This is a genomic window from Azospirillum aestuarii, assembly GCF_016632405.1.
GTDB classification, from domain to species: Bacteria; Pseudomonadota; Alphaproteobacteria; order Azospirillales; family Azospirillaceae; genus Azospirillum; species Azospirillum aestuarii.
The window spans coordinates 652,881-671,875 of record NZ_JAEPIV010000002.1 but is presented as its reverse complement, the minus strand read 5'-3'; the positions used below and the strand labels follow the sequence as shown (position 1 = coordinate 671,875).

The window sequence follows — 18,995 nt, the reverse complement described above, 5'->3', positions numbered from 1 at the left end:
ATCGCGTAGAGTGCATTTTTAAGGATTTGCTGATAACCAGTTCAATCCGACCGCCTCCGTCGTGATTTTCTTTCGAATCCATACGGTCCATGCCCCCGCGCTCCACGCCAGTCCTTCTTGTCGAAGACACGCCGTCGCTGGCCCGCGTCTATGCGGAGTTCCTGAAGAAGGACTGCACCGCCGTCATCACGGTGGAGACCGGGGCCGCGGCGTTGGAGCAGCTCGCCGACGGCGTGCCGCGGATCGTGCTGCTGGATCTTCAGCTTCCCGACATGCACGGGATGGAGGTGCTGAAGCGGATCAGCGCCCAGGCGCTGCCCTGCGCCGTCATCATCATCACGGCCCACGGGTCGGTCGGGGTCGCGGTGGAGGCGATGCGCTACGGCGCCTATGATTTCCTGGTGAAGCCCTTCTCGGCGGAGCGGCTGACCGTCACCGTGCGCAACGCCATGGAGCGGCTGCGCCTAGCCCAACTCGTCGACAGCTTCGAGAAGGACCTGGGGCGCAGCCGCTACCACGGCTTCCTCGGCTCCTCGCTGGCGATGCAGGCCGTCTACCGGATCATCGACAGCGCCGCCTCCTCCCGCGCGACGGTCTTCATCACCGGCGAGTCGGGCACCGGCAAGGAGGTCTGCGCCGAGGCCATCCACCGGCAGAGCCCGCGGGCCGACCGGCCCTTCATCGCCATCAACTGCGGGGCCATCCCCAAGGACCTGATGGAGAGCGAGATCTTCGGCCACATGAAGGGCTCCTTCACCGGGGCGGTGGCCGACCGCGAGGGCGCCGCGGCGCGGGCCAACGGCGGCACCCTGTTCCTCGACGAGATCTGCGAGCTGGCGCCCGACCTCCAGACCAAGCTGCTGCGCTTCATCCAGACCGGCACCTTCACGCCGGTCGGCGGCAGCCGGGTGGAGAAGGTCGATCTGCGCATCATCTGCGCGACCAACCGCGATCCCCTGCGCGAGGTCGAGGAGGGGCGCTTCCGCGAGGATCTCTATTACCGGCTGCACGTGATCCCCATCCATTTGCCGCCGCTGCGCGAGCGCGAGGACGACGTGCTGGAGATCTGCCGCCAGTTCCTGAGCGATTACGCGCGGGAGGAGGGCAAGGGTTTCGTCCGCTTCTCCCCGGCGGCGGAGCAGGCGCTGCGCACCTACCACTGGCCGGGCAACGTGCGGCAGGTGCAGAACGTGGTGCGCAACATCGTGGTTCTGCACGACGGCGACACCGTGACGCCGGCCATGCTGCCGGCTCCGCTCGGCAGCCCGGCGGGGGCCGTCGCGCCGTTTCCCGCCAGTGGCGGCGGAAACGGCCATGGCGGCGGGCATGCCGCCGGCCATGGACCCGTGGCCCACGCGCCATCCCCCAAGACGGTGAAGCCGCTGTGGGAGGTGGAGCGCGACGCCATCGAGGAGGCCATCGCCGCCTGCGACGGCAACATCCCCCGCGCCGCTGCCCTGCTGGAGATCAGCGCCTCGACCATCTACCGCAAGCGCCTCGCTTGGCAGGCCGAAGGAAAGCTGTGATTTCCGGCCGCTCCGGAAGTCCCACTCCCCCGCTCCGGTCCCACGCCGCTGGTCCTGCCGAAGCATAGGCTTCGTGTGCGTTCAATTCACGCAAGACCATCGAAAGTCTTGCCGTGCCGGGACCCGCCGCCATCGGCTTATTTCAAAATGACCGATTCGGCCACATTGGGTATATGCCGTGAAGCCGCCTTGCCGGTTCCGGTGCCGTCCGGCTAGCCTCCCCTCGCGTTGCTTTGCTTGCGCTTCCGCGTGGCGCCGCGCATGGCCGCCGCACAGCCCATCGTCCTTCGCCGGTCCCTTGCGCCCCGCGGCGCGGATCGGCGGCGGACCCCGACCGAGGAGCAGGAGTTCGCCTTATGACCACCGGCACCGTCAAATGGTTCAACACCACCAAGGGATATGGCTTCATCGCGCCGGAAGCCGGCGCCAAGGACGTGTTCGTGCACATCACGGCCGTGCAGAAGTCGGGTCTTCACGCCCTGTCCGAGGGCCAGCGCGTCGAGTTCGAGGTCGCGCGCGGCAACAACGGCAAGGACGCCGCGGTCAACATCAGCGTCATGGAGTGAAGCCGCGTCATGACGTGACGTAGCCGCGGAGCCGGTAGGCCTCCACGGCTTCCCGGGTGAGGCGGGGGATGTCGCGGCACAGCGACGTCACCTCACCCACCGCGTTGCTCCGGCAGGCCAGCTCCAGCGCCCGGGCGGCCGCCGACAGGTCGCGGGCGCCGAAGGTCCCCGCGGTGCTCTTCAGCGTGTGGGCCTCCTTTGCCAATCCGGCGAGATCGGCCGGGCCTCCGACCGCCGCTTCCGCGCCGCCGTGCGCGATCCTCTCGGCCCGCTCCAGCGTCTCCTCCACGAACTGTCGGAGGACGTCGGCCAGAAGCTCCGCGTCGAGATCCCGGGCGAGCTGTTGCAGGACCTCCATGTCCAGAACGCCCAGCTCCGGCACGTCGGCCGTGACCGGAGCGGGAGCGTCCGCTGGAACGGCGGGCGCGGCGGACTCCAACGGGGCGGTGTCCAGCCAGTGGGCGACCGTCTCCAGCAGATGCGGACGGTCGATGGGCTTGGCGACGTGCCCGTTCATCCCGGCGGCCAGACAGCGTTCGCGGTCGCTGTCCATGGCGTCGGCGGTCATGGCGATGATCGGGACGCTGCCGGCCGGCGGCGGCAGGGCGCGCAGCCGGCGGGTGGCGGTCAGCCCGTCCATCTCCGGCATGGCGAGGTCCATCAGGACCAGCCCGTAGGGCGACGGGCCGGGCGCCGCGGCCTTCACCGCCTCCAGCGCTTCCCGCCCGTTGTTGGCGATGTCGACCCGATAGCCGGCGCCGCGCAGCAGCAGGGCGGCGACCATCTGGTTCGTCGGGCTGTCCTCGACCAGGAGAATCCGCCGGCCCGTTCCGGCGGTGGACGGGGCGGCCGGGCTTTGCGCAGGCGGCGGAGCTGCGGGCGGCGCCTCCGCCTCGCTTCGCCCGGTCACGGCGGCGAGCAGGCGGGAGGGCCGGGCCGGCTTCGTTACGGTGGCGTCGGCGCCGTCGCCGTCGCCGCCCACGCTCCGGTGCGGCAGCACGAGGCGGACGATCCGCCCCACCCCCCGCGCGCGCAGCCGGTCGGGCAGCGAGCCGGCGACCGGGGTTTCCACGCTGCCGATCACCGCGATACCGGCGGCGGGCAGGGTGCCGGCGTCCAGCCCGGCCACCATCGCCGCCACGTCCGGCGCGCTGACCGTGGCCCCCCAGGAATGAAGCTGCTCGGCCAAAGCCCGCCGGGCGACGGGGTTGGATTCCAGAAGCAGGACGGTCTCCCCGGCCAGCGGCGGTTCGGCGACTCCCGCCCGCCCCGTCCTGGATTCCAGCGGCCCGGACTCCAGCGGCCCGGACTCCAGCGGCCCGGACTCCAGCGGCCCGGACTCCAGCGGCCCTGACTCCAGCGGCAGGGTGAACCAGAAGCGGCTGCCCTGGCCGGCGGCGCTGTCGAAGCCGATGCTTCCCCCCATCATCTCCACCAGCCGCTTGGAGATCGCCAGCCCCAGACCGGCGCCGTCGTGGCGGCGCGACAGGCGGGGATGCACCTGCGAGAATTCGGTGAAGAGGTCGGCCTGCGCCTCCTGCGGAATGCCGATGCCGGTGTCGGTCACTTCGAAGCGCAGGCGCGGCGGCGCCTGGTCGTCGCCGTCCAGTTCCGACAGGGTGACGGCGACGCCGCCGCGGTCGGTGAACTTCACGGCGTTGCCGACGAGGTTCAGCAGGACCTGCCGCACCCGGCCCGAGTCGCCGCGCAGCGCCGCCGACAGGCCGCCGGGGATGCAGACGGCCAGCTCGATCCCCTTGGCGAAGGCGCGGGCGGCCTGCAGCTCGGCCACGCTCTCCACCACCCCGGCGGGGGAGAAGCGGCCCGACTCCAGGGTCAGCTTTCCCGCCTCCATCTTGGAGATGTCCAGGATGTCGTTGAGCATGGACAGCAGCGCCTCCGCCGACTCGCGGGCGGTGCGGGCGTAGGCGCGCTGCTCCTCCCCCAGCGGGCCGTCCAGCAGCAGCCCCAGCATGCCGAGGACGCCGTTCATCGGGGTGCGGATCTCGTGGCTGATGGTGCGCAGAAACTCCGACTTGGCGCGGCTCGCCAGCTCCGCCTGCTCCTTGGCGAGGCGGAGCTGCGCCTCGGTGCGGCGGTGGGCGGTGATGTCGCGGAAGGACACCATCGCCATCGTCCGCCCGCGGTAGGGCACGTAGCGGGTCTCCCCCTGCACCGTTAGCCGTTCGCCGTTGCGGCGCAGGCAGATGGTTTCAAAGGGGGTTTCGTCGTGGGCGCGGATGCGCTGCCAGTTGAGTTCACGGTCCTCCGGCACCATCAGGGTGGTGATCGACAGCCCCGTCAGCTCGTCCGGCGCATAGCCCAGGATGGTGGCGGCGGCCCGGTTGGCGTCGGCGATCACTCCTTGCTCATGCACCAGGATGCCGTCCATGGCGGCGTCCGACAGCTTGCGGAAGCGGTCCTCGCTCTCGCGCAGAGCCCGCTCCACCCGGCGGTGGTCGGTGATGTCCGTGTAGGTCATCAGGACCGAGCGGTCGGGCAGGAAGCTGGCGGTGATCTCCAGAACCCGGCCGTCGGGGCGCGTGCGCTCGATGCGGCTGACGCCTTCGGGGCGCAGGTTGGTCAGGTGGCGGGCGACGATCTCCGCCGGATCGCCGGGGCCGAACTCGCCGCGCTCGGCCAGGAAGCGCAGGAAGCCGGCCATGCTCAGGCCGGGACGGACCGCCTCGTCCGGCAGGTCGAGCATCTCACGCAGGCGCCGGTTGCAGGTCAGGAAACGGCCGTCCGCGCTCCACACCACGAGGCCCTGCGACATGGCGCTGAAGGTGGCCTCCAGCAGGTCGGACTTGTGGGCCAACTCCTGCTCGCGCCGTTTCAGCTCGCTGATGTCGGTGCGCAGCCCGACATAGCCGCCGTCGCTGGTCCGCCGCTCCTCGATCTTGAACCAGCGCCCGTCGCCGATCCGCAGCACTTGCGGCCCCTGCGGGTTGCGGTGCCGCTCCATCTCCCGCTCGACCCAGCGGTCGATGTCGCCGGGGCCGCAGTCGGGGTAATGGCCGGCGGCGGCGGCGCGGCGGATCAGCGATTCGAAGGTGATGCCGGGCTCCAGCGGCCCCAGCAGGGCGTAGATTTCGCGGAAACGGGCGTTGCACTGGACCAGCCGGTCGTCGGCGTCGAACAGGGCGAAGCCCTCGTTGACGACCTCGATGGCTTCGGACAGGCGGCGGTGGGCGTCGGCCGCCCGGCTGTCGGCGGCGCGGGCCTCCGCCTGGGCGCGCCGGGTGGCCTCCCGCTCGCGCAGCACCGCCAGACCCATCACCGCACCGGCCAGCCCGATCCCGAAAAAGGGCCAGATCAGCTCGTCGGTCCCATGCTCCAGAAGATGCTGCAGCGTGTGCAGCGCGCTCGCCATCAGGAGGAGGAACGCGACCAGGGTGAGCCAGCTCCAACGGCGCAGCCGGCGGTGGGGGAACGGCATTCGGCGCTCCGCATCGGACGAAGCGAAAACGTTACGGCTTTTGCGCCTCCGGAGCAACGAATCCGGGGGCGGCGCGCAGCCGGCCGACGGCGCGGCGCCGCCCCAGCAGGCCGTGGCGCGGCCCGAACAGGACGGCCAGCGCCAGGATCAGCCCGGACGCCACCGCGATCATCCCCGCCGCGTTCAGCGAGTGGGAGGCCCCCAGCAGCATCGGCCCGAAGGCCGCGGCGCCATAGCCGGCCAGCGCCGCCAGCACCCCCAGCGCGACGCTGAGCAGGATCTGCGCGGCCAGCCGGTCGGTCAGCAGGCGGGCGGCGGCGGGCGGGGCGATCAGCATGGCGATGACCAGGATGGACCCCACCGCCTCGAAGGCGGCGATGGCCGTGGCGGCGACCAGGAGCACCACCCCGTAATGGAACAGCCCCGCCGGGATGCCCAGCGTGGAGGCCAGCGCCGGGTCGAAGGTGGTGATCTTCAGCTCCTTGTAGAACAGCCCGACCAGGGCGACGCAGAGCGCGAAGACGGCGGCGAGCGTCAGCACCTCCCGCGGCAGGGCGGCCCACACCGCCGGGTCGCCCAGTGATTCCCAGCCCTTGGGGGCCAGCCACAGGATGGTCTCCAACTGGCCGTAGAGCACGCAGTCGGCGTCCAGATCGATCCCACCGGCGGACGCCTGCTCGATCATCACCACGCCGGCGGCGAACATCACGGTGAAGACGACGCCCATGGCGGCGCCGGACTCCAGCCGGCCCAGCCGCCGCACCGCCTCGATCAGCAGGCCGGCCAGCGCCGCGGCGGCCAGCGCGCCGAGCATCATCGGCAGCGTCTCCCGCGTGCCGGCGACCAGGAAGCCGCCGACGATGCCGGGCAGGATGGCGTGGCTGACCGCGTCGCCCATCATCCCCTGGCGCCGCAGCACCAGGAAATTGCCGACCAGCGCGCAGGCGGCGCAGGCCAGCACGGCGGCGAGCAAGGCGGGGGCGTCGATCTGAAGGAATTCCTGGACGTCGGGCATCATGACGAAGCGCTCCGCTCCTCCAGCAGCCGGACCATGTCGCCGGGCAGGACCGAGTCGATGGGGTCGACGCCCCAGTTGGCGTGGGCGGGCAGCAGGGCCGGGTAGTCGGCCAGGAACCGCTCCCACAGCCGGCGGTCGCGCGCCGCCGCGCGGGCGGCGGTCTGCCCGGCGGGGGTCAGAACGCTGTTGCCACGGGTGAAGCCGCGCAGGCGCAGCCAGAGCGCCACGGAGCCTTCCACCGGCTGGCCGTCCAGAAGGTCGGTCAGGGCGCGCCGCTCCGCGAAGGTCAGGCGCAGGCGCCCCTGGCGCAGCGCGGCGGCGACCAGCCCGCGCGCCGGGGCGAACAGGAAGCTGAGCAGGAAGAAGCCCCCGGCGACCAGGACGATCACCGCCCCCGCCGGCAGCTTGGGCAGCAGGGCCGACAGGGTGGCGCCGAGCCAGCCGGACAGCGCGCCGATCACCGCCGCGGCGACGGTCAGGGCGGGCAGCCGGTCGGTCCAGAAGCGGGCGGCGGCGGGCGGGATGATGAGAAGCGCGACCACCAGGATCAGCCCCACCGTCTGAAGCCCGATCACCGTCACCAGCGTCGCCAGCCCCATCAGAACGAGGTCGAGCGCCCCCACCGGCCAGCCCTGCACGGCGGCGAAGCCGGGGTCGAAGGCCAGAACCCGCAGTTCCTTGAACAGCAGGGCGACGGCCAGCGCCGCCCCGGCGGCCAGCAGGCCGATGGCGATGGCCTCGCCCTGCGCCATGGCGGCGGTCTGGCCCAGGATGAAGGTCTTCAGACCGGCCTGCCCGCCCAACTCCAGATTCTGGATGACGCTGAGCAGCACGACGCCCAGCCCGAAGAAGACCGACAGCACCGCCCCGATCGCCGAATCCTCGGTCAGCCGGGTAAAGCGGGACAGCGCCTGCACGGTCAGCAGCCCGACCACCCCGCTGACCACCGCCCCGGCCAGCAGCAGCGGCAGCGAGCGCTCCGGCAGGCCGAGCGCCGCCCCGACCAGGAAGGCGACGGCGATGCCGGGCAGGGTGGCGTGGCTCAGCGCGTCGCTGACCAGCGCGCGGCGGCGCAGCAGCAGGAAGGTGCCGACCGTTCCGCCGGCCAGCCCCAGCGCGGCGGTCCCGGCGACCACCACGGCGCTGTTGAAGCCGGACTGGAAGGTCAGGACGCGCAACGCCTCCTCGAACATGGGGTCGATCATGACGCCTCCGCCGCCGCCGGAGCCGGCATGGGCCGCCCGCCGTAGGTGCGGGACAGCAGGTCGGGCGTCATCACCCGGCTGACCGGCCCCTGGGCGACCACGCGGGTGTTGAGCAGCAGGGCGTGGTCGAAATAGTCGCTGACCGTCTGGAGGTCGTGGTGGACGCAGATCACCGTCCGCCCGGCGGCGTCGAGGTCGCGCAGCACCTGGAGCACCGCGCGCTCCGTCGCCGCGTCCACCCCGGCGAAGGGCTCGTCCATGAAATAGAGCTGCGCCTCCTGGGCCAGCGCGCGGGCCAGGAAGACGCGCTGCTGCTGGCCGCCGGACAGCTGGCCGATCTGGCGCCGGGCGAAGTCGGCCATGCCCACCCGCTCCAGCGCGTGCAGCGCCGCCTCCTTGTGGGCGCGGGTGACCGGGCGGAACCAGCCGATCTTCCCGTAGCGGCCCATCGCCACCACGTCGAGCGCCGAGACGGGGAAGTCCCAATCCACGCTTTCCCGCTGCGGCACATAGCCGATCAGGCGGCGCTGCCTGGCGATCGGGCGGCCGAAGACCTCCACCGTTCCCGACACGCGCGGGACCAGCCCGAGGCACGCCTTGATCAGAGTCGATTTGCCCGCCCCGTTCGGCCCGACCACGGCGATCAGCCCGCCCGGCGGGGCGGCGTAGTCGATGTTCCACAGCACCGGCCGGCGATGGTAGGCAACGGTCAGGCCGCGGATCTCCAGGGGCGGCGGCCCGATGGGCGAGGCCTCTTCGGGGGCGGTGCGGCTGCCGGGGGTGCGCCAGAGATACTGCATGGTCCGTTTCTCCTCCGCCTCAGCGCTGCGCCAGGGCGAGCTTGCCCTGGAAGCCGTCGGCCGGCGCCTCGCCGCCCAGCGCGCGGGCGATGGTCGTCACATTGTGGTCGATCATGCCGATGTAGGTGCCTTGGTAGCTGCCCGGCGCGCCCATGGCGTCGGAGAACAGGGCGCCGCCCAGCGTCACGCGGTGGCCGCGCGCCCCCGCCCCTTCGACCAGGGCGCGGACGTTGCGGTCGGACACGCTGGTTTCCGGGAAGACCGCCGGCACGCCGCGGTCCGCCAGCAGCGCGGCCAATTCTTCGATGATTCGAAGACCAGCTTCGGACTCCGTGCTGATCCCCTGGATGCCGCGCACCTCGATCCCGTAGGCGCGGCCCAGATAGTTGAAGGCGTCGTGGGCGGTGACCAGCACGCGGGCCGCGTCGGGGATGGAGGACAGGATGCGCCGGGCGTACGTGTCGAGACGGGCCAGTTCCGCCCCGTACGCGTCGGCGTTGCGGGCGTACGTCTCCGTACCCGCGGGGTCGAGCCGCGCCAGCCCGTCGCGGATGGCCGGCAGGGTGCCGGCCCAGATCCCCACATCCATCCAGATGTGCGGGTCGTGGGCGCCCTCGAACTCCGGCGGGCTGAGCAGCCGCTCCTTGGGCACGGCATCGCCCAGCGCCACCACCGGCTTGCCGGACTCGCGCAGCCGATCGAAGGCGGTGGTCATCTTGCCTTCCAGATGCAGGCCGCTGATGAACACCGCGTCGGCCCGCAGCAGCTTCACCGTGTCGGAGCGGGTGGGCTTGAACAGGTGTGGATCGACGCCTTCGCCCATCAGCGCCTCCACCTCCGCCCGGTCGCCGGCCACCGCCCGCACGAGGTCGGCGACCATGCCGGTGGTGGCGACGATCCTTGGGCGCTCGCCTTGAGGCCGTTCACCCTCGGCCCGCGCCGCTCCCGGCAGGAGGAGGGCGGCGGCCAAGCCGATCGCCAAAATGGCGGTCGCGATAAATTGTGTCAGGCTCTTCGTCGTGAAGGTTTGTGAACATATGTTCATATTCATTGGTCCCGACAAAGATCGGCAAGGTTAGGGCGGGCGGACCAAGTAAACGGCTCGGAATGCATTTGCGTTCCATGAATATATGAAGCGCCTCTCCGGCCTTGCAAGGCGGCTCGTGATGATCCGTGTCTTACCGAATGGGGTGGAGTGCGCTACAGTGGTGGGATGATCGTGCTCTTTACGGATTTCGGGCTGTCCGGCCCCTACACCGGGCAGATGAAGGCGGTGCTGGCGCGGATGGCGCCGGGCCTGCCGGTCATCGACCTGTTCGCCGACGCGCCCGCCTTCGACCCGCAGCTGTCGGCCTATCTGCTGGCCGCCTACGCTCCGGAATTCCCGGTGGACGGTGTCTTCCTCTGCGTGGTGGACCCTGGCGTCGGGACCGACCGCCGCCCGCTGGTGATGGAGGCTGACGGGCGCCGCTTCGTCGGTCCGGACAACGGCCTGTTCGAACTGGTGCGGCGGCGGGCCGGGACGGTGCGGGCCTGGACCATCGGCTGGCGGCCCGAGCGGCTGTCGGCCAGCTTCCACGGGCGGGACCTGTTCGCCCCGGTGGCGGCCAGCCTCGCCATGGGAAACCCGGTCGCGCTGGAGCCCGTCGCTCCGGCCGGCCTCGCGCGGCCCGACTGGCCGGACGATCTCGCGCGGATCGTCTATGTGGACGTCTACGGCAACGCCATGACCGGCCTGCGCGCCGACCGGCTGCCGGAGGACGCGGTGCTGCGGGCCGGCGGGCGCACGGTGCGCCGTGGCCGGACCTTCGCCGACGTCCCGGTGGGGGAGGCGCTGTGGTACGCGAACTCCAGCGGTCTGGCGGAGATCGCCGTCAACCGGGGCCGCGCCGACCGCGATGCCGGGCTGGCTGTGGGGATGCCGGTCGAACTGGTCCTATAGCCCGTCCAGGCAGCGGTCGAGCAGCGCCAGATCCACGGGGCGGACCAGCACGGTGACCGGGCTGTTGCCGGGCTGGGCGTCCGGCGCGCCGGCGGTCAGGATGATCCGGGTGTGCGGGTAGAGCATGCAGGCCAGCGCCGCGGCCCGGTCCCCCTCGTCCTCCAACAGGCGCCGCCGCAGCAGGGCGACGGCGGGACCCTCCGCCCCGATGAGGCTCAGCGCCTCGAAGCCGCCGGACACCGTGGACACGGTGAAGCCGCGTTCGGCCAGATGACGGGCCAATTCGTCCCGCTGGCCGGGATCGTCATCGGCGACGACGGCATGGCGGCCCCCCTGGCCGGGCGGGCGGATGTCGGCGTCGATGGAAAAGCCGGTCGTCATGGGGGTGTCACCACGGGCTTCCCTTGAACCTGAAGGGCTTCTTTACGCCACGCGGGCCGCGGTTGCAAATCCCCGTGGGCAGCACGCGCCGTCCGATCAGCGGATCTTGACGTCAGCGGATCTTGACGACGGTGGGGCGGTCGACGATGGACAGCATGGGCAGGTCGCTCGGCCGGTTGCCGTAGCCCCAGGTCTCGCCGAAGGGGCCGTTGGCGGCGATCCAGCCGCGCACCCGTTCCAGCTTGTCCAGCCGCACGCAGTTGCCGGTGCACAGCCGCCCGGTCAGGGTGCCGTCCTCCACCTCCATTCCGGTGGCGAGCAGGTCATCGACGTTCAACCCGCGCAGCAGGGCCGGCATGTAGACGTCGAGCGCTCCGGTGGCGACGACCACCCGGCGCCCCTCGCGCCGGTGCATCTTCAGGGTTTCGACCAGTGGAGCGTGCCAGCGGACGCGGTGGACCAGCCGTTCCGCGGCGGCCAGCGCGTCGGCCACCGGGACGCCGCGCAGCGTCCGGCGCAGCAGGATGGTCTTGACCGAGCCCGGAAAATCCACCCCCGGCCCGCGCCCGCGCGCGTGGCGGTGCAGGCCCGAGCGCAAGGCGTCCAGAAAGGCCAGCCGGGCGCGGTTGCGCCCGATGACCTCGCCGATGAACATCAGCAGGCTGTCGCCGTGGATCAGCGTCCCGTCGAAGTCGAAGAAGGCCACCCCCGGCGCGATGGACGCCAGGGGGCCGATTCCTCCAGTGGAGGGGCTGGAGACGATGACGTCAGGAATGGGAATGGCGCTGGTCTGCATGCGCCCTTATCCGGTGGAACGCGCCGAGTCACAAGCCAAATGCGTTGAGGAGGCCCGTCCGACGCAACTTAGTGCAGCGACGGGCTGGGGGAATCGTCCGTCTCCTCCGCCTCCATCAGCATCTCGCCCACGGCGAGTTCTCCGGCGCATTCCTCCAGCCCGGCCTTCACGGCGATCAGGAGGTTGATGATCTCCCCGTTGTCCTGCTCCAGGATGCGCAGGCGCTCCTCCAGCTTGTCCAGACGGCGGGTGACGCTGTCGGTCAGCCGATCGAGGCGGGCGAGAACCGGGTCGTTGTTCGTGTCGTCCATGGCGGCGGTTGGTCCGTCGGTGATTCGTGTGCGTTCCTGAAGCTAGGACCACGCACCGCCTCTGGACAGACCCGCGCCCGGCGCAACCCGCAATTGATGGGATTATCGTCCGGATGGTGCCCGACGAGTCCAAAGGACTCAAGGCCGGGCACGCCCGAGCGTTACTCCCCCTCCGACGTGGTGGTGCGGCGGCGCAACGGAACACCATACAATTCGAGCCTATGGCCGAGCAGTTCATAGCCAAGTTCGCGGGCTATGACTTCCTTCAGCCGTTCGAGATCTTCATTCTGGAACTCCACCACCTTTCCGGATTCGAGATCGATCAGGTGATGATGGTGCTCCGACCCGGCTTCCTCATATCGGGCGCGGCCGTCGCCGAAGTCCAGCCGGTCGATGACGTTCGCGTCCTCGAACAGGCGCATCGTGCGGTAGACGGTGGCGATGGAGATGCGCGGGTCGATGGTGGATGCCCGGCGATGCACCTCCTCCACGTCGGGGTGGTCGGCGGCCTCCGACAGCACGCGCGAGATCACCCGGCGCTGGTCGGTCATCTTCAGCCCTTTCTCGATGCAGAGCTGTTCGAGGCGCGAAGGCATGGAAGTCCCCTTGTTGTCGTCTCACTGGCGCGCGTGGACCGGCCCGTATGGCTTGGCATGTGTGGCCCCGGCCGCGCGCTGGCCGCCGTCCCTCCCCGGCACGGCCACCCGAATGCCCGAGCACCATACTGTGATTCGGAACCATTCACAAACGCCGACGTTTGGTGTCGGCTTACCGAAAGGGCGCGCGCCATGATGACCCTGGACATCCACCACACCACCACCTACCGCTACGCCAACCCGGTGACCTTCGGCGACCATCGCCTGATGTTCCGGCCCCGCGACAGCCACGATCTGCGGTTGATCGAAACGGGTCTGGTGATCAGCCCGCCGCCGGCCTCCGTCCGTTGGCTGCACGACGTGTTCGGCAATTCCATCGCGGTGGTGAACTTCGACCAGCCGGCGACCGAGCTGCGCTTCGAAAGCCACATCCGGGTCGATCACTACCCGATGGGCGAGCTGGAATTCCCCATCGAGGATTACGCGCGCTCCTATCCCTTCAGCTATTCCGCGGAAGAGGTGCCGGATCTGGCGCTGACCACCCAGCGGCACTATCCGGACCCCGACCATCTGGTGGACGAGTGGGCCCGGCAGTTCGTGTCGCTGGGCGAGGGCGGGCCGCCCGACACGCAGGACATGCTGGTGTCGATGACCCGGATCATCAAGGAGACCTTCACCTATCAGGCCCGCGACCTTGAAGGCACCCAGAGCCCGGTGGACACCCTGACGTGGAAGAGCGGCTCCTGCCGCGACTTCGCGCTTCTGATGATGGAGGCGGTGCGTTCGCTGGGCTTCGCGGCGCGCTTCGTTTCCGGCTACCTCTACGATCCCGCGCGGGACGGGCAGGAAGGGGCGATGACCGGCGGCGGGGCGACCCACGCCTGGGTGGAGATCTACCTGCCGGGCTGCGGCTGGGTGGAGTTCGACCCGACCAACGGCATCGTCGGCGGCAAGAACCTGATCCGCGTCGCCGTCGCCCGCGACCCCTCGCAGGCGGTGCCGCTCGGCGGTTCCTGGACCGGGGCGCCCTCGGATTTCCTCGGCATGACGGTGGATGTGCAGGTCACCGCGACCGGCGGGCCTGGCGGGAACGGCGTGGCGGAAAACCCGGTGCCGGCGTCCGGAGCCGTTTGACGCGGCAACCAATTGCAAACGAACGTCTGGCAGAATGGAGGGTCCGGGGCCGCGTCGGTTCCGCACCGACCGTCCCATCCGACAGACGAGGCTGCGTCACCCCGTGCTCGAGTCCGATCCGTCCAGTTCCGCCCCCAGCGGCACGCCGGAAACGGAGGTCGCTCCTCTGGCGGCGGCCCTGCTGGCCGTCCGTGAGCCGCCCGCCGGGCCGGATGCACCTTGCCGCGTCTTGCGGGACCGGCTGGCCGCCCAACCCGGCCTGCCGGCGCTCGCCGTGACGGCGGAGGACGGGCGCGTTCTGGGGCTGGTGGACCGTCTGGCGCTGGCGGGGATGGCCGATCCGGAGGCTCCGGCGCGGATGGCGATGGATTCGGCGCCGCTGCTGGTCGACGCGGACCTTCCGCTCTGCGAGGTCGCGCGGCGGATCATGCAGGACAAGCCGGGCGCGCTGGCCTCTGGCTTCGTCGTGCTGGAGAACGGGCGTTACCTCGGCATCGGTTCGGGGCTGGACCTGCTGGCACGGACGGATGAGCAGATCATCCAGCGGACCCGCCAGCTTGACGAGGCCCGCCGCGCCGCGGAGCGCGCCAACCGGGCCAAGACCGCCTTCTTCGCCTGCATGAGCCATGAGATCCGCACCCCGCTGAACGCCATGATGGGATTCGCGGAGCTGTTGGAGCAGGAGGTTCTGGGGCCGATTTCCAACCCGCTCTACCGCGACTACGCCCGCGACATCGCGGAAAGCGGGCGCTACCTGATGGACCTGATCAACGACCTGCTCGACCTGTCGAAGGCGGAGGCCGGGCGGCTGGATCTGGCCGAATCCCTGGTGGACGTGCCGCGCGTCGCCGTGGGCAGCGCCCGCCTGCTGTCCGACCGCGCCGGGCGGGCCGGGGTCGGCATCGACACGGACCTGCCGCCCGACCTGCCGCCGCTGCGCGCCGACGAGCGCAAAGTGCGGCAGATGCTGCTGAACCTGCTGTCCAACGCGGTGAAGTTCACGCCGCGCGACGGGGTGGTCACTCTGAACGGCCGTTTGGCGGCGGACGGGACGCTGTGCCTGTCGGTGCACGACACCGGCATCGGCATGACCGCCGACGAGCTGGAGAAAGCGCTGGAGCCCTGGGGCCAGATCGACAGCGCGCTGGGCCGCAACCACATCGGCACCGGCCTCGGCCTGCCTTTGACAAAGCGGCTGGTGGAGCTTCACGGGGGGAGGCTGGACATCGACACGGCGCCCGACCGCGGCACCACCATGACGCTGGTCTTCCCGGCGGAGCGGGTGGGGGGATAAGCACTGCCCCCACCCCGGCCCTCCCCTGCGAAGCGGGGGAGGGTTAGGGAGGAGGCGGGTTACGCCAGCCCCTTCTCCATCGCGCTCGCCAGACGGCGGGCGAAGGCGGCGGGGTCGGGGAGGGCCTCGCCTTCCACGATGCGCGCCTGGTCGAGCAGCAGCCACGCCGCGTCGTCCAGCGAGGTCGCGGCACCGCTCGCCTTGGCGCGCTCGGCGAGGCGCTTGATCAGCGGGTGGGCGGGGTTGACCTCCAGGATGCGCTTGGCCGCCGGAGCGTCCATGCCGAGCTGCTTGTGCTGCTTCAGCAGGCGTTCCAGATGCATGTCCATGTCGTTCTCGTCGGCGACGAGGCAGACGGCGCTGTCGGTCAGGCGCTCCGACGGGCGGACGTCCTTCACCACGTCCTGGAGCGTCAGCTTCAGCAGAACCAGCAGGTCGGTCAGCTCGCCTTCGGAGGCCTTCTCCTCGGCCGGCTTCTCCTCGCCGCCCTGGATCTTGCCGAGATCGGCGCCGCCGCGGGTCACCGACTTGAAGGGCTTGTCCTGGAAGCTGCCGACCGACGGCACCCAGAATTCGTCCACCGGGTCGGTCAGCAACAGCACCTCGACGCCCTTGGCCTTGAAGCCTTCGAGCTGCGGGCTGCGCTTCAGCGTCTCGATGTCGTCGCCGCTGATCGTGAAGATGGCCTCCTGGCCCTCCTTCATGCGGCCCAGATACTCCTCCAGCGAGACCAGACCGTCACCGGCGGTGCTGCGGAAGCGCATCAGCTTCAGCAGGTCGTCCCGGTGCTCGTAGTCGTCGTAGAGGCCTTCCTTGAGGACGGCGCCGAAATTCTCCCAGAAGGCCGCGTACTCCTCGGCCTTCTCGGTGTCGCGGGCCTTCTTGCCCAGCTCCGACAGGACGCGGCGGGTGATGCCGGCGCGGATCTTCGCCAGCATCGGGTTGTGCTGGAGCATCTCGCGGCTGATGTTCAGCGGCAGATCCTCGCTGTCCACCACGCCGCGCAGGAAGCGCAGGTAGGGCGGCAGCAGACCTTCCGCCGAATCGGTGATGAAGACGCGCTTGACGTACAGCTTCACCCGGTGGGCGCGCTTGGGGTCGAACAGGTCGAACGGCTTGGAGGACGGCACGAACAGCAGGTTCGTGTATTCGATGGCGCCTTCCGCCCGCCAGTGCAGGGTCAGCCACGGATCGTCGAAGGCGTGCCCGACATGGTGGTAGAATTCCTTGTACTGGTCGGCCGTGATCTCGGTCTTGGAGCGCATCCACAGGGCCGACGCGCTGTTCAGCGGCTTGGCCTCCTCGCCTTCGCCGAAGAGGATCGGGATGGCGATGTGGTCGGAATACTTGCGGACGATGGCGGAGAGGCGATGCTCCTCCAGATACTCGTCGTCGCCCTCGCGCAGGTGCAGCGTGATCTGCGTGCCGCGCGGCAGGTCGGCGACGTCGGAGATGGTGAACTCGCCCTTGCCGTCCGACAGCCAGCGCCAGCCCTGGCTCTCCCCGGCCTTGCGGGTCAGCACCTCCACCCGGTCGGCGACCATGAAGGCGGAGTAGAAGCCGACGCCGAACTGGCCGATCAGGTTGACGTCCTTCTTGGCGTCGCCCTCCTTCGCGCTGTCCTTCAGGTTGCGCATGAAGGCGGCGGTGCCGGAGCGCGCGATGGTGCCGAGGTTCTCGACCAGATCCTCGCGGTTCATGCCGATGCCGTTGTCGGCCACGGTGAGGGTCCGCGCCTCCTTGTCCACGATCAGCCGGACCTTCAGGTTCGGGTCGTCGGCGGACAGTTCGGGCTGCGTCAGCGCGGCATAGCGCAGCCGGTCGCAGGCGTCGGAGGCGTTGGAGACCAGCTCGCGCAGGAAGACTTCCTTCTCGCTGTAGAGCGAGTGCGCGACGATGTCGAGCAGGCGGCTGACCTCGGCCTGGAAGCTGAGCCGTTCCTCGGTCATGGTGTCATCCTTGATCGTTCTTGTTGGTGGTGGGCTTGTTGGTGGTGGGCTTGCCGATGGGTCCGAAGGACGGCGCAGATATGTGCGAGCGCACCGCCCCATGCAAGAGCGATCGGCTGGCGTTGTAGTGGAGTTTCGCAACCGGAGTGGGTGTGGGGAGTATGGCCCCCACCCTAACCCTCCCCCACTAAAGCAGGGGAGGGGACTAAAATTCCCGCCCCTGCTTTAGCGGGGGAGGGAAGGGGCCCGCGGCGAAGCCGTGGGAAGGGTGGGGGCAACCCGCCCCCATGCCTCAGCGCTTCTTGCCCTGGATCGGCTCCGGCTCCGGCTGGCCCATGCCCATCAGCGCGCTCATGTCCGCCCCGTTCAGCAGGAACTGGCCGGTCTCGGTCACGTCGATCTTGTAGCTGCGCACATCGTTGCCGGCGTCGTCCTTGGACGCCTGCCCGAAGGCCTGGAGCATGGCGATCACGCCCAGCGCGTTCTGGGTGCTCTCGTCGGCCTTCCTGCCCGGCTTGGGCTGCATCGCCTTGGTGGCGGCGTCCAACCCGCGCAGCAGCACGGTGCTGCTGCCCACCGCGCCGAAGGCGGAGTTGGCGGCCATGCGCATGGCGCCGGTCATGGTGCCGGAGGTCGCCGGGGTGTTGACGACGAAGCGGTCGATGCGCAACTCCGTCCCGACCTCCGCCATGGCGCCCATCAGGCGGTTGCCGATGGCCGACATCTCGGCCTCATCGGTTCCGTCGTCCGGCAGGGTGGCTTCCTCCTCGCCGTCCTCCTCGTCCTCCTCGTCCTCCTCGCCCAAGGCGGCCTGGGACTCGGCGAGCGTGGCGAGGTCGGCGAAGGCCCGCCAGAGCGAGGCGGTCGGCAGCTTCGCGGTGCTGAGCTGGATGTCCAGCTTGTCCGGCATGAAGGCCTTGGGGACCATCTCCGGCTCCAGCGTCAGGCCGCTGGACTCGATCCCGAAGGTGGTGGAGGCCATCGGCTTGTCCAGATCCTCGGTGCTGCCGCGCAGGACGAGCTGGCCGAGGGCGAGGCGGGTGCCGTCCTCCGGGTTCAGCGCCGTCAGGCCGGACAGGCGGACGCGCCCGCTGGCGCCGGCCATGAGGTTCTGCATCAGCGGGATCAGCTCCGCCGCCGGGGGCTGGGTGCCGGCCAGGGCGTGGGCCTGGGTCAGCCGCTGCATGGCGTCGGCGCGGGCGAGATCGACGCGGGTGTAGGTGCCCTCCATGGTCAGGCCGCCGAGGTTCAGCACCTCCTTCTTCGTCTCGTCGAGGAAGCGCAGGTTGCTGATCGACAGGGCGCCGGGGCCGCTCCACAGCGGGGTGCCGGCGGCGGCGGTGCCGTCCGGCTTCAACTCCCCGGCGACGGTGATGGCGCCGACGGTCAGGGCGCTCTCGTCCTTCTTGCCCTTCTTGCCCTTGCGGTCGCTGGTGACCGACAGGTCGCCAAGCTCCGCGTCCATGGACAGCGCCGTCTCGTAGGCGCCGGACCACAGGGCGCTGATGCGCTGGCGGCCCAGCTTGACGGTGGCCGACGGCTTGCCGTTGTCGAGGATGGCGACGCGGTCGGGCAGGGTGGCGGTGACGGCGTGGGTGTTGCCGTCCTGCGGCTTCACCGTCAGGTGGATGGTGCCGATGTCGGCGGTGGTGCCGTCGTCCGACACCGCGGTCAGGGCGGGCAGCGCCACCTTGTAATGGTCGCCGGCCGGGGTCGCCACCGGCTCGCCGCTCCAGCGCAGCTCGGTCTCGTCGTCCCCGCTCTTGGGGAACCAGCGGGCCAGCCCGTCCTTCAGCGCGGCGGCGAGCGCCCTGGCTCCATCCTCGGTCACCGGGGGCGCCTCCGCGCGGGCGGTGGCGGGCGGCAGCGCCAGGGTTGCGAGCATCAGCGCGGCGGCGAGCGGACGGGCGGGAATACGGCGCATGAGGAATCCCTTAGGGTGGAGCGCGCCAGGGTAGACGGGATAACCGGCGCCCGTCCATCGGCCCGAGGTTTTATACCATTCCCGGAAGAGTTCGGCCCCGGATGGTCCTTGCAG

16 protein-coding genes are annotated in these 18,995 nt (G+C 70.4%); 5 read left to right on the top strand and 11 right to left on the bottom strand.

Annotated features, from left to right (window positions below):
* Window positions 1-89: 89 nt before the first annotated feature.
* Both JJL56_RS07795 and JJL56_RS07790 read left to right on the top strand, forming a co-directional pair.
* Window positions 90-1,526, top strand: coding sequence for a sigma-54-dependent transcriptional regulator (locus tag JJL56_RS07795; RefSeq protein ID WP_145623051.1), 1,437 nt, complete (start codon window positions 90-92; stop codon window positions 1,524-1,526).
* A 356-nt stretch (window positions 1,527-1,882) separates the two neighbouring features.
* The gene (locus JJL56_RS07790; RefSeq protein ID WP_014238764.1) at window positions 1,883-2,092 is read left to right on the top strand and encodes a cold-shock protein; all 210 of its coding nucleotides are present in this window, start codon (window positions 1,883-1,885) and stop codon (window positions 2,090-2,092) included.
* 7 nt (window positions 2,093-2,099) lie between these two features.
* Here the strand turns inward: JJL56_RS07790 and JJL56_RS07785 are convergent, their stop codons facing one another.
* Genes JJL56_RS07785 through JJL56_RS07765 form a run of 5 tightly spaced genes read right to left on the bottom strand, consistent with a single transcriptional unit; the run spans window position 2,100 to window position 9,524 of the window.
* Window positions 2,100-5,531 (bottom strand): PAS-domain containing protein, encoded by a 3,432-nt coding sequence (locus JJL56_RS07785; protein WP_200484824.1) that lies wholly within the window; start codon window positions 5,529-5,531, stop codon window positions 2,100-2,102.
* A 31-nt stretch (window positions 5,532-5,562) separates the two neighbouring features.
* Window positions 5,563-6,549 (bottom strand): metal ABC transporter permease, encoded by a 987-nt coding sequence (locus JJL56_RS07780; RefSeq protein ID WP_200484822.1) that lies wholly within the window; start codon window positions 6,547-6,549, stop codon window positions 5,563-5,565.
* On the bottom strand, window positions 6,546-7,754 hold the full coding sequence (locus JJL56_RS07775; protein ID WP_200484820.1) for a metal ABC transporter permease: 1,209 nt from the start codon (window positions 7,752-7,754) through the stop codon (window positions 6,546-6,548). The genes JJL56_RS07780 and JJL56_RS07775 overlap by 4 nt, the downstream gene beginning before the upstream one ends.
* Entirely contained in the window at window positions 7,751-8,554 is an 804-nt protein-coding gene (locus tag JJL56_RS07770; protein ID WP_247890973.1) for a metal ABC transporter ATP-binding protein, read from the bottom strand. Before JJL56_RS07770 ends, JJL56_RS07775 begins: the two co-directional genes overlap by 4 nt.
* A 19-nt stretch (window positions 8,555-8,573) precedes the next feature.
* Entirely contained in the window at window positions 8,574-9,524 is a 951-nt protein-coding gene (locus JJL56_RS07765; RefSeq protein ID WP_247890972.1) for a metal ABC transporter solute-binding protein, Zn/Mn family, read from the bottom strand.
* A 243-nt stretch (window positions 9,525-9,767) separates the two neighbouring features.
* On the opposite strand from JJL56_RS07765, the gene JJL56_RS07760 reads away from it, so the two are divergent.
* Entirely contained in the window at window positions 9,768-10,496 is a 729-nt protein-coding gene (locus JJL56_RS07760) for an SAM hydrolase/SAM-dependent halogenase family protein (protein ID WP_200484819.1), read from the top strand.
* On the opposite strand, the gene JJL56_RS07755 is transcribed toward JJL56_RS07760, so the two are convergent.
* The 4 genes from JJL56_RS07755 to JJL56_RS07740 all read right to left on the bottom strand — a co-directional run bounded on the left by JJL56_RS07755 (window position 10,491) and on the right by JJL56_RS07740 (window position 12,580).
* The gene (locus JJL56_RS07755; RefSeq protein WP_145623045.1) at window positions 10,491-10,877 is read right to left on the bottom strand and encodes a response regulator; all 387 of its coding nucleotides are present in this window, start codon (window positions 10,875-10,877) and stop codon (window positions 10,491-10,493) included. The two genes, JJL56_RS07760 and JJL56_RS07755, sit on opposite strands and share 6 nt — an antisense overlap.
* Before the next feature lie 112 nt (window positions 10,878-10,989).
* A complete protein-coding gene (locus JJL56_RS07750; RefSeq protein WP_145623044.1) occupies window positions 10,990-11,673 on the bottom strand; it encodes an HAD family hydrolase in 684 nt (227 codons plus the stop codon).
* 68 nt (window positions 11,674-11,741) lie between these two features.
* Window positions 11,742-11,984, bottom strand: coding sequence for a hypothetical protein (locus JJL56_RS07745; RefSeq protein WP_145623043.1), 243 nt, complete (start codon window positions 11,982-11,984; stop codon window positions 11,742-11,744).
* 161 nt (window positions 11,985-12,145) lie between these two features.
* Entirely contained in the window at window positions 12,146-12,580 is a 435-nt protein-coding gene (locus tag JJL56_RS07740; protein WP_035679968.1) for a Fur family transcriptional regulator, read from the bottom strand.
* A 192-nt stretch (window positions 12,581-12,772) separates the two neighbouring features.
* On the opposite strand from JJL56_RS07740, the gene JJL56_RS07735 reads away from it, so the two are divergent.
* Both JJL56_RS07735 and JJL56_RS32985 read left to right on the top strand, forming a co-directional pair.
* Window positions 12,773-13,714, top strand: coding sequence for a transglutaminase family protein (locus JJL56_RS07735; RefSeq protein WP_200484817.1), 942 nt, complete (start codon window positions 12,773-12,775; stop codon window positions 13,712-13,714).
* A 103-nt stretch (window positions 13,715-13,817) separates the two neighbouring features.
* Window positions 13,818-15,008, top strand: a complete 1,191-nt coding sequence (locus JJL56_RS32985; RefSeq protein ID WP_200484816.1) for an ATP-binding protein — start codon at window positions 13,818-13,820, stop codon at window positions 15,006-15,008.
* A 59-nt stretch (window positions 15,009-15,067) separates the two neighbouring features.
* Here the strand turns inward: JJL56_RS32985 and htpG are convergent, their stop codons facing one another.
* Both htpG and JJL56_RS07720 read right to left on the bottom strand, forming a co-directional pair.
* A complete protein-coding gene (htpG, locus tag JJL56_RS07725) occupies window positions 15,068-16,957 on the bottom strand; it encodes a molecular chaperone HtpG (RefSeq protein WP_200484814.1) in 1,890 nt (629 codons plus the stop codon).
* A gap of 292 nt (window positions 16,958-17,249) precedes the next feature.
* Window positions 17,250-18,881: a hypothetical protein gene (locus tag JJL56_RS07720; protein WP_200484812.1), complete on the bottom strand. Its 1,632-nt coding sequence runs from the start codon at window positions 18,879-18,881 to the stop codon at window positions 17,250-17,252.
* Between the last annotated feature and the right edge of the window lie 114 nt (window positions 18,882-18,995).

What these genes read in the sequence shown, in the direction of transcription:
- JJL56_RS07745 (WP_145623043.1), bottom strand. Translation starts at nt 11,984, where the DNA reads ATGGACGACACGAACAACGACCCGGTTCTCGCCCGCCTCGATCGGCTG.
- JJL56_RS07790 (WP_014238764.1), top strand. Translation starts at nt 1,883, where the DNA reads ATGACCACCGGCACCGTCAAATGGTTCAACACCACCAAGGGATATGGC.
- JJL56_RS07795 (WP_145623051.1), top strand. Translation starts at nt 90, where the DNA reads ATGCCCCCGCGCTCCACGCCAGTCCTTCTTGTCGAAGACACGCCGTCG.
- JJL56_RS07740 (WP_035679968.1), bottom strand. Translation starts at nt 12,580, where the DNA reads ATGCCTTCGCGCCTCGAACAGCTCTGCATCGAGAAAGGGCTGAAGATG.
- JJL56_RS07735 (WP_200484817.1), top strand. Translation starts at nt 12,773, where the DNA reads ATGATGACCCTGGACATCCACCACACCACCACCTACCGCTACGCCAAC.
- JJL56_RS07755 (WP_145623045.1), bottom strand. Translation starts at nt 10,877, where the DNA reads ATGACGACCGGCTTTTCCATCGACGCCGACATCCGCCCGCCCGGCCAG.
- JJL56_RS07780 (WP_200484822.1), bottom strand. Translation starts at nt 6,549, where the DNA reads ATGATGCCCGACGTCCAGGAATTCCTTCAGATCGACGCCCCCGCCTTG.
- JJL56_RS07750 (WP_145623044.1), bottom strand. Translation starts at nt 11,673, where the DNA reads ATGCAGACCAGCGCCATTCCCATTCCTGACGTCATCGTCTCCAGCCCC.
- JJL56_RS07720 (WP_200484812.1), bottom strand. Translation starts at nt 18,881, where the DNA reads ATGCGCCGTATTCCCGCCCGTCCGCTCGCCGCCGCGCTGATGCTCGCA.
- JJL56_RS07760 (WP_200484819.1), top strand. Translation starts at nt 9,768, where the DNA reads ATGATCGTGCTCTTTACGGATTTCGGGCTGTCCGGCCCCTACACCGGG.
- htpG (WP_200484814.1), bottom strand. Translation starts at nt 16,957, where the DNA reads ATGACCGAGGAACGGCTCAGCTTCCAGGCCGAGGTCAGCCGCCTGCTC.
- JJL56_RS07775 (WP_200484820.1), bottom strand. Translation starts at nt 7,754, where the DNA reads ATGATCGACCCCATGTTCGAGGAGGCGTTGCGCGTCCTGACCTTCCAG.
- JJL56_RS07785 (WP_200484824.1), bottom strand. Translation starts at nt 5,531, where the DNA reads ATGCCGTTCCCCCACCGCCGGCTGCGCCGTTGGAGCTGGCTCACCCTG.
- JJL56_RS07770 (WP_247890973.1), bottom strand. Translation starts at nt 8,554, where the DNA reads ATGCAGTATCTCTGGCGCACCCCCGGCAGCCGCACCGCCCCCGAAGAG.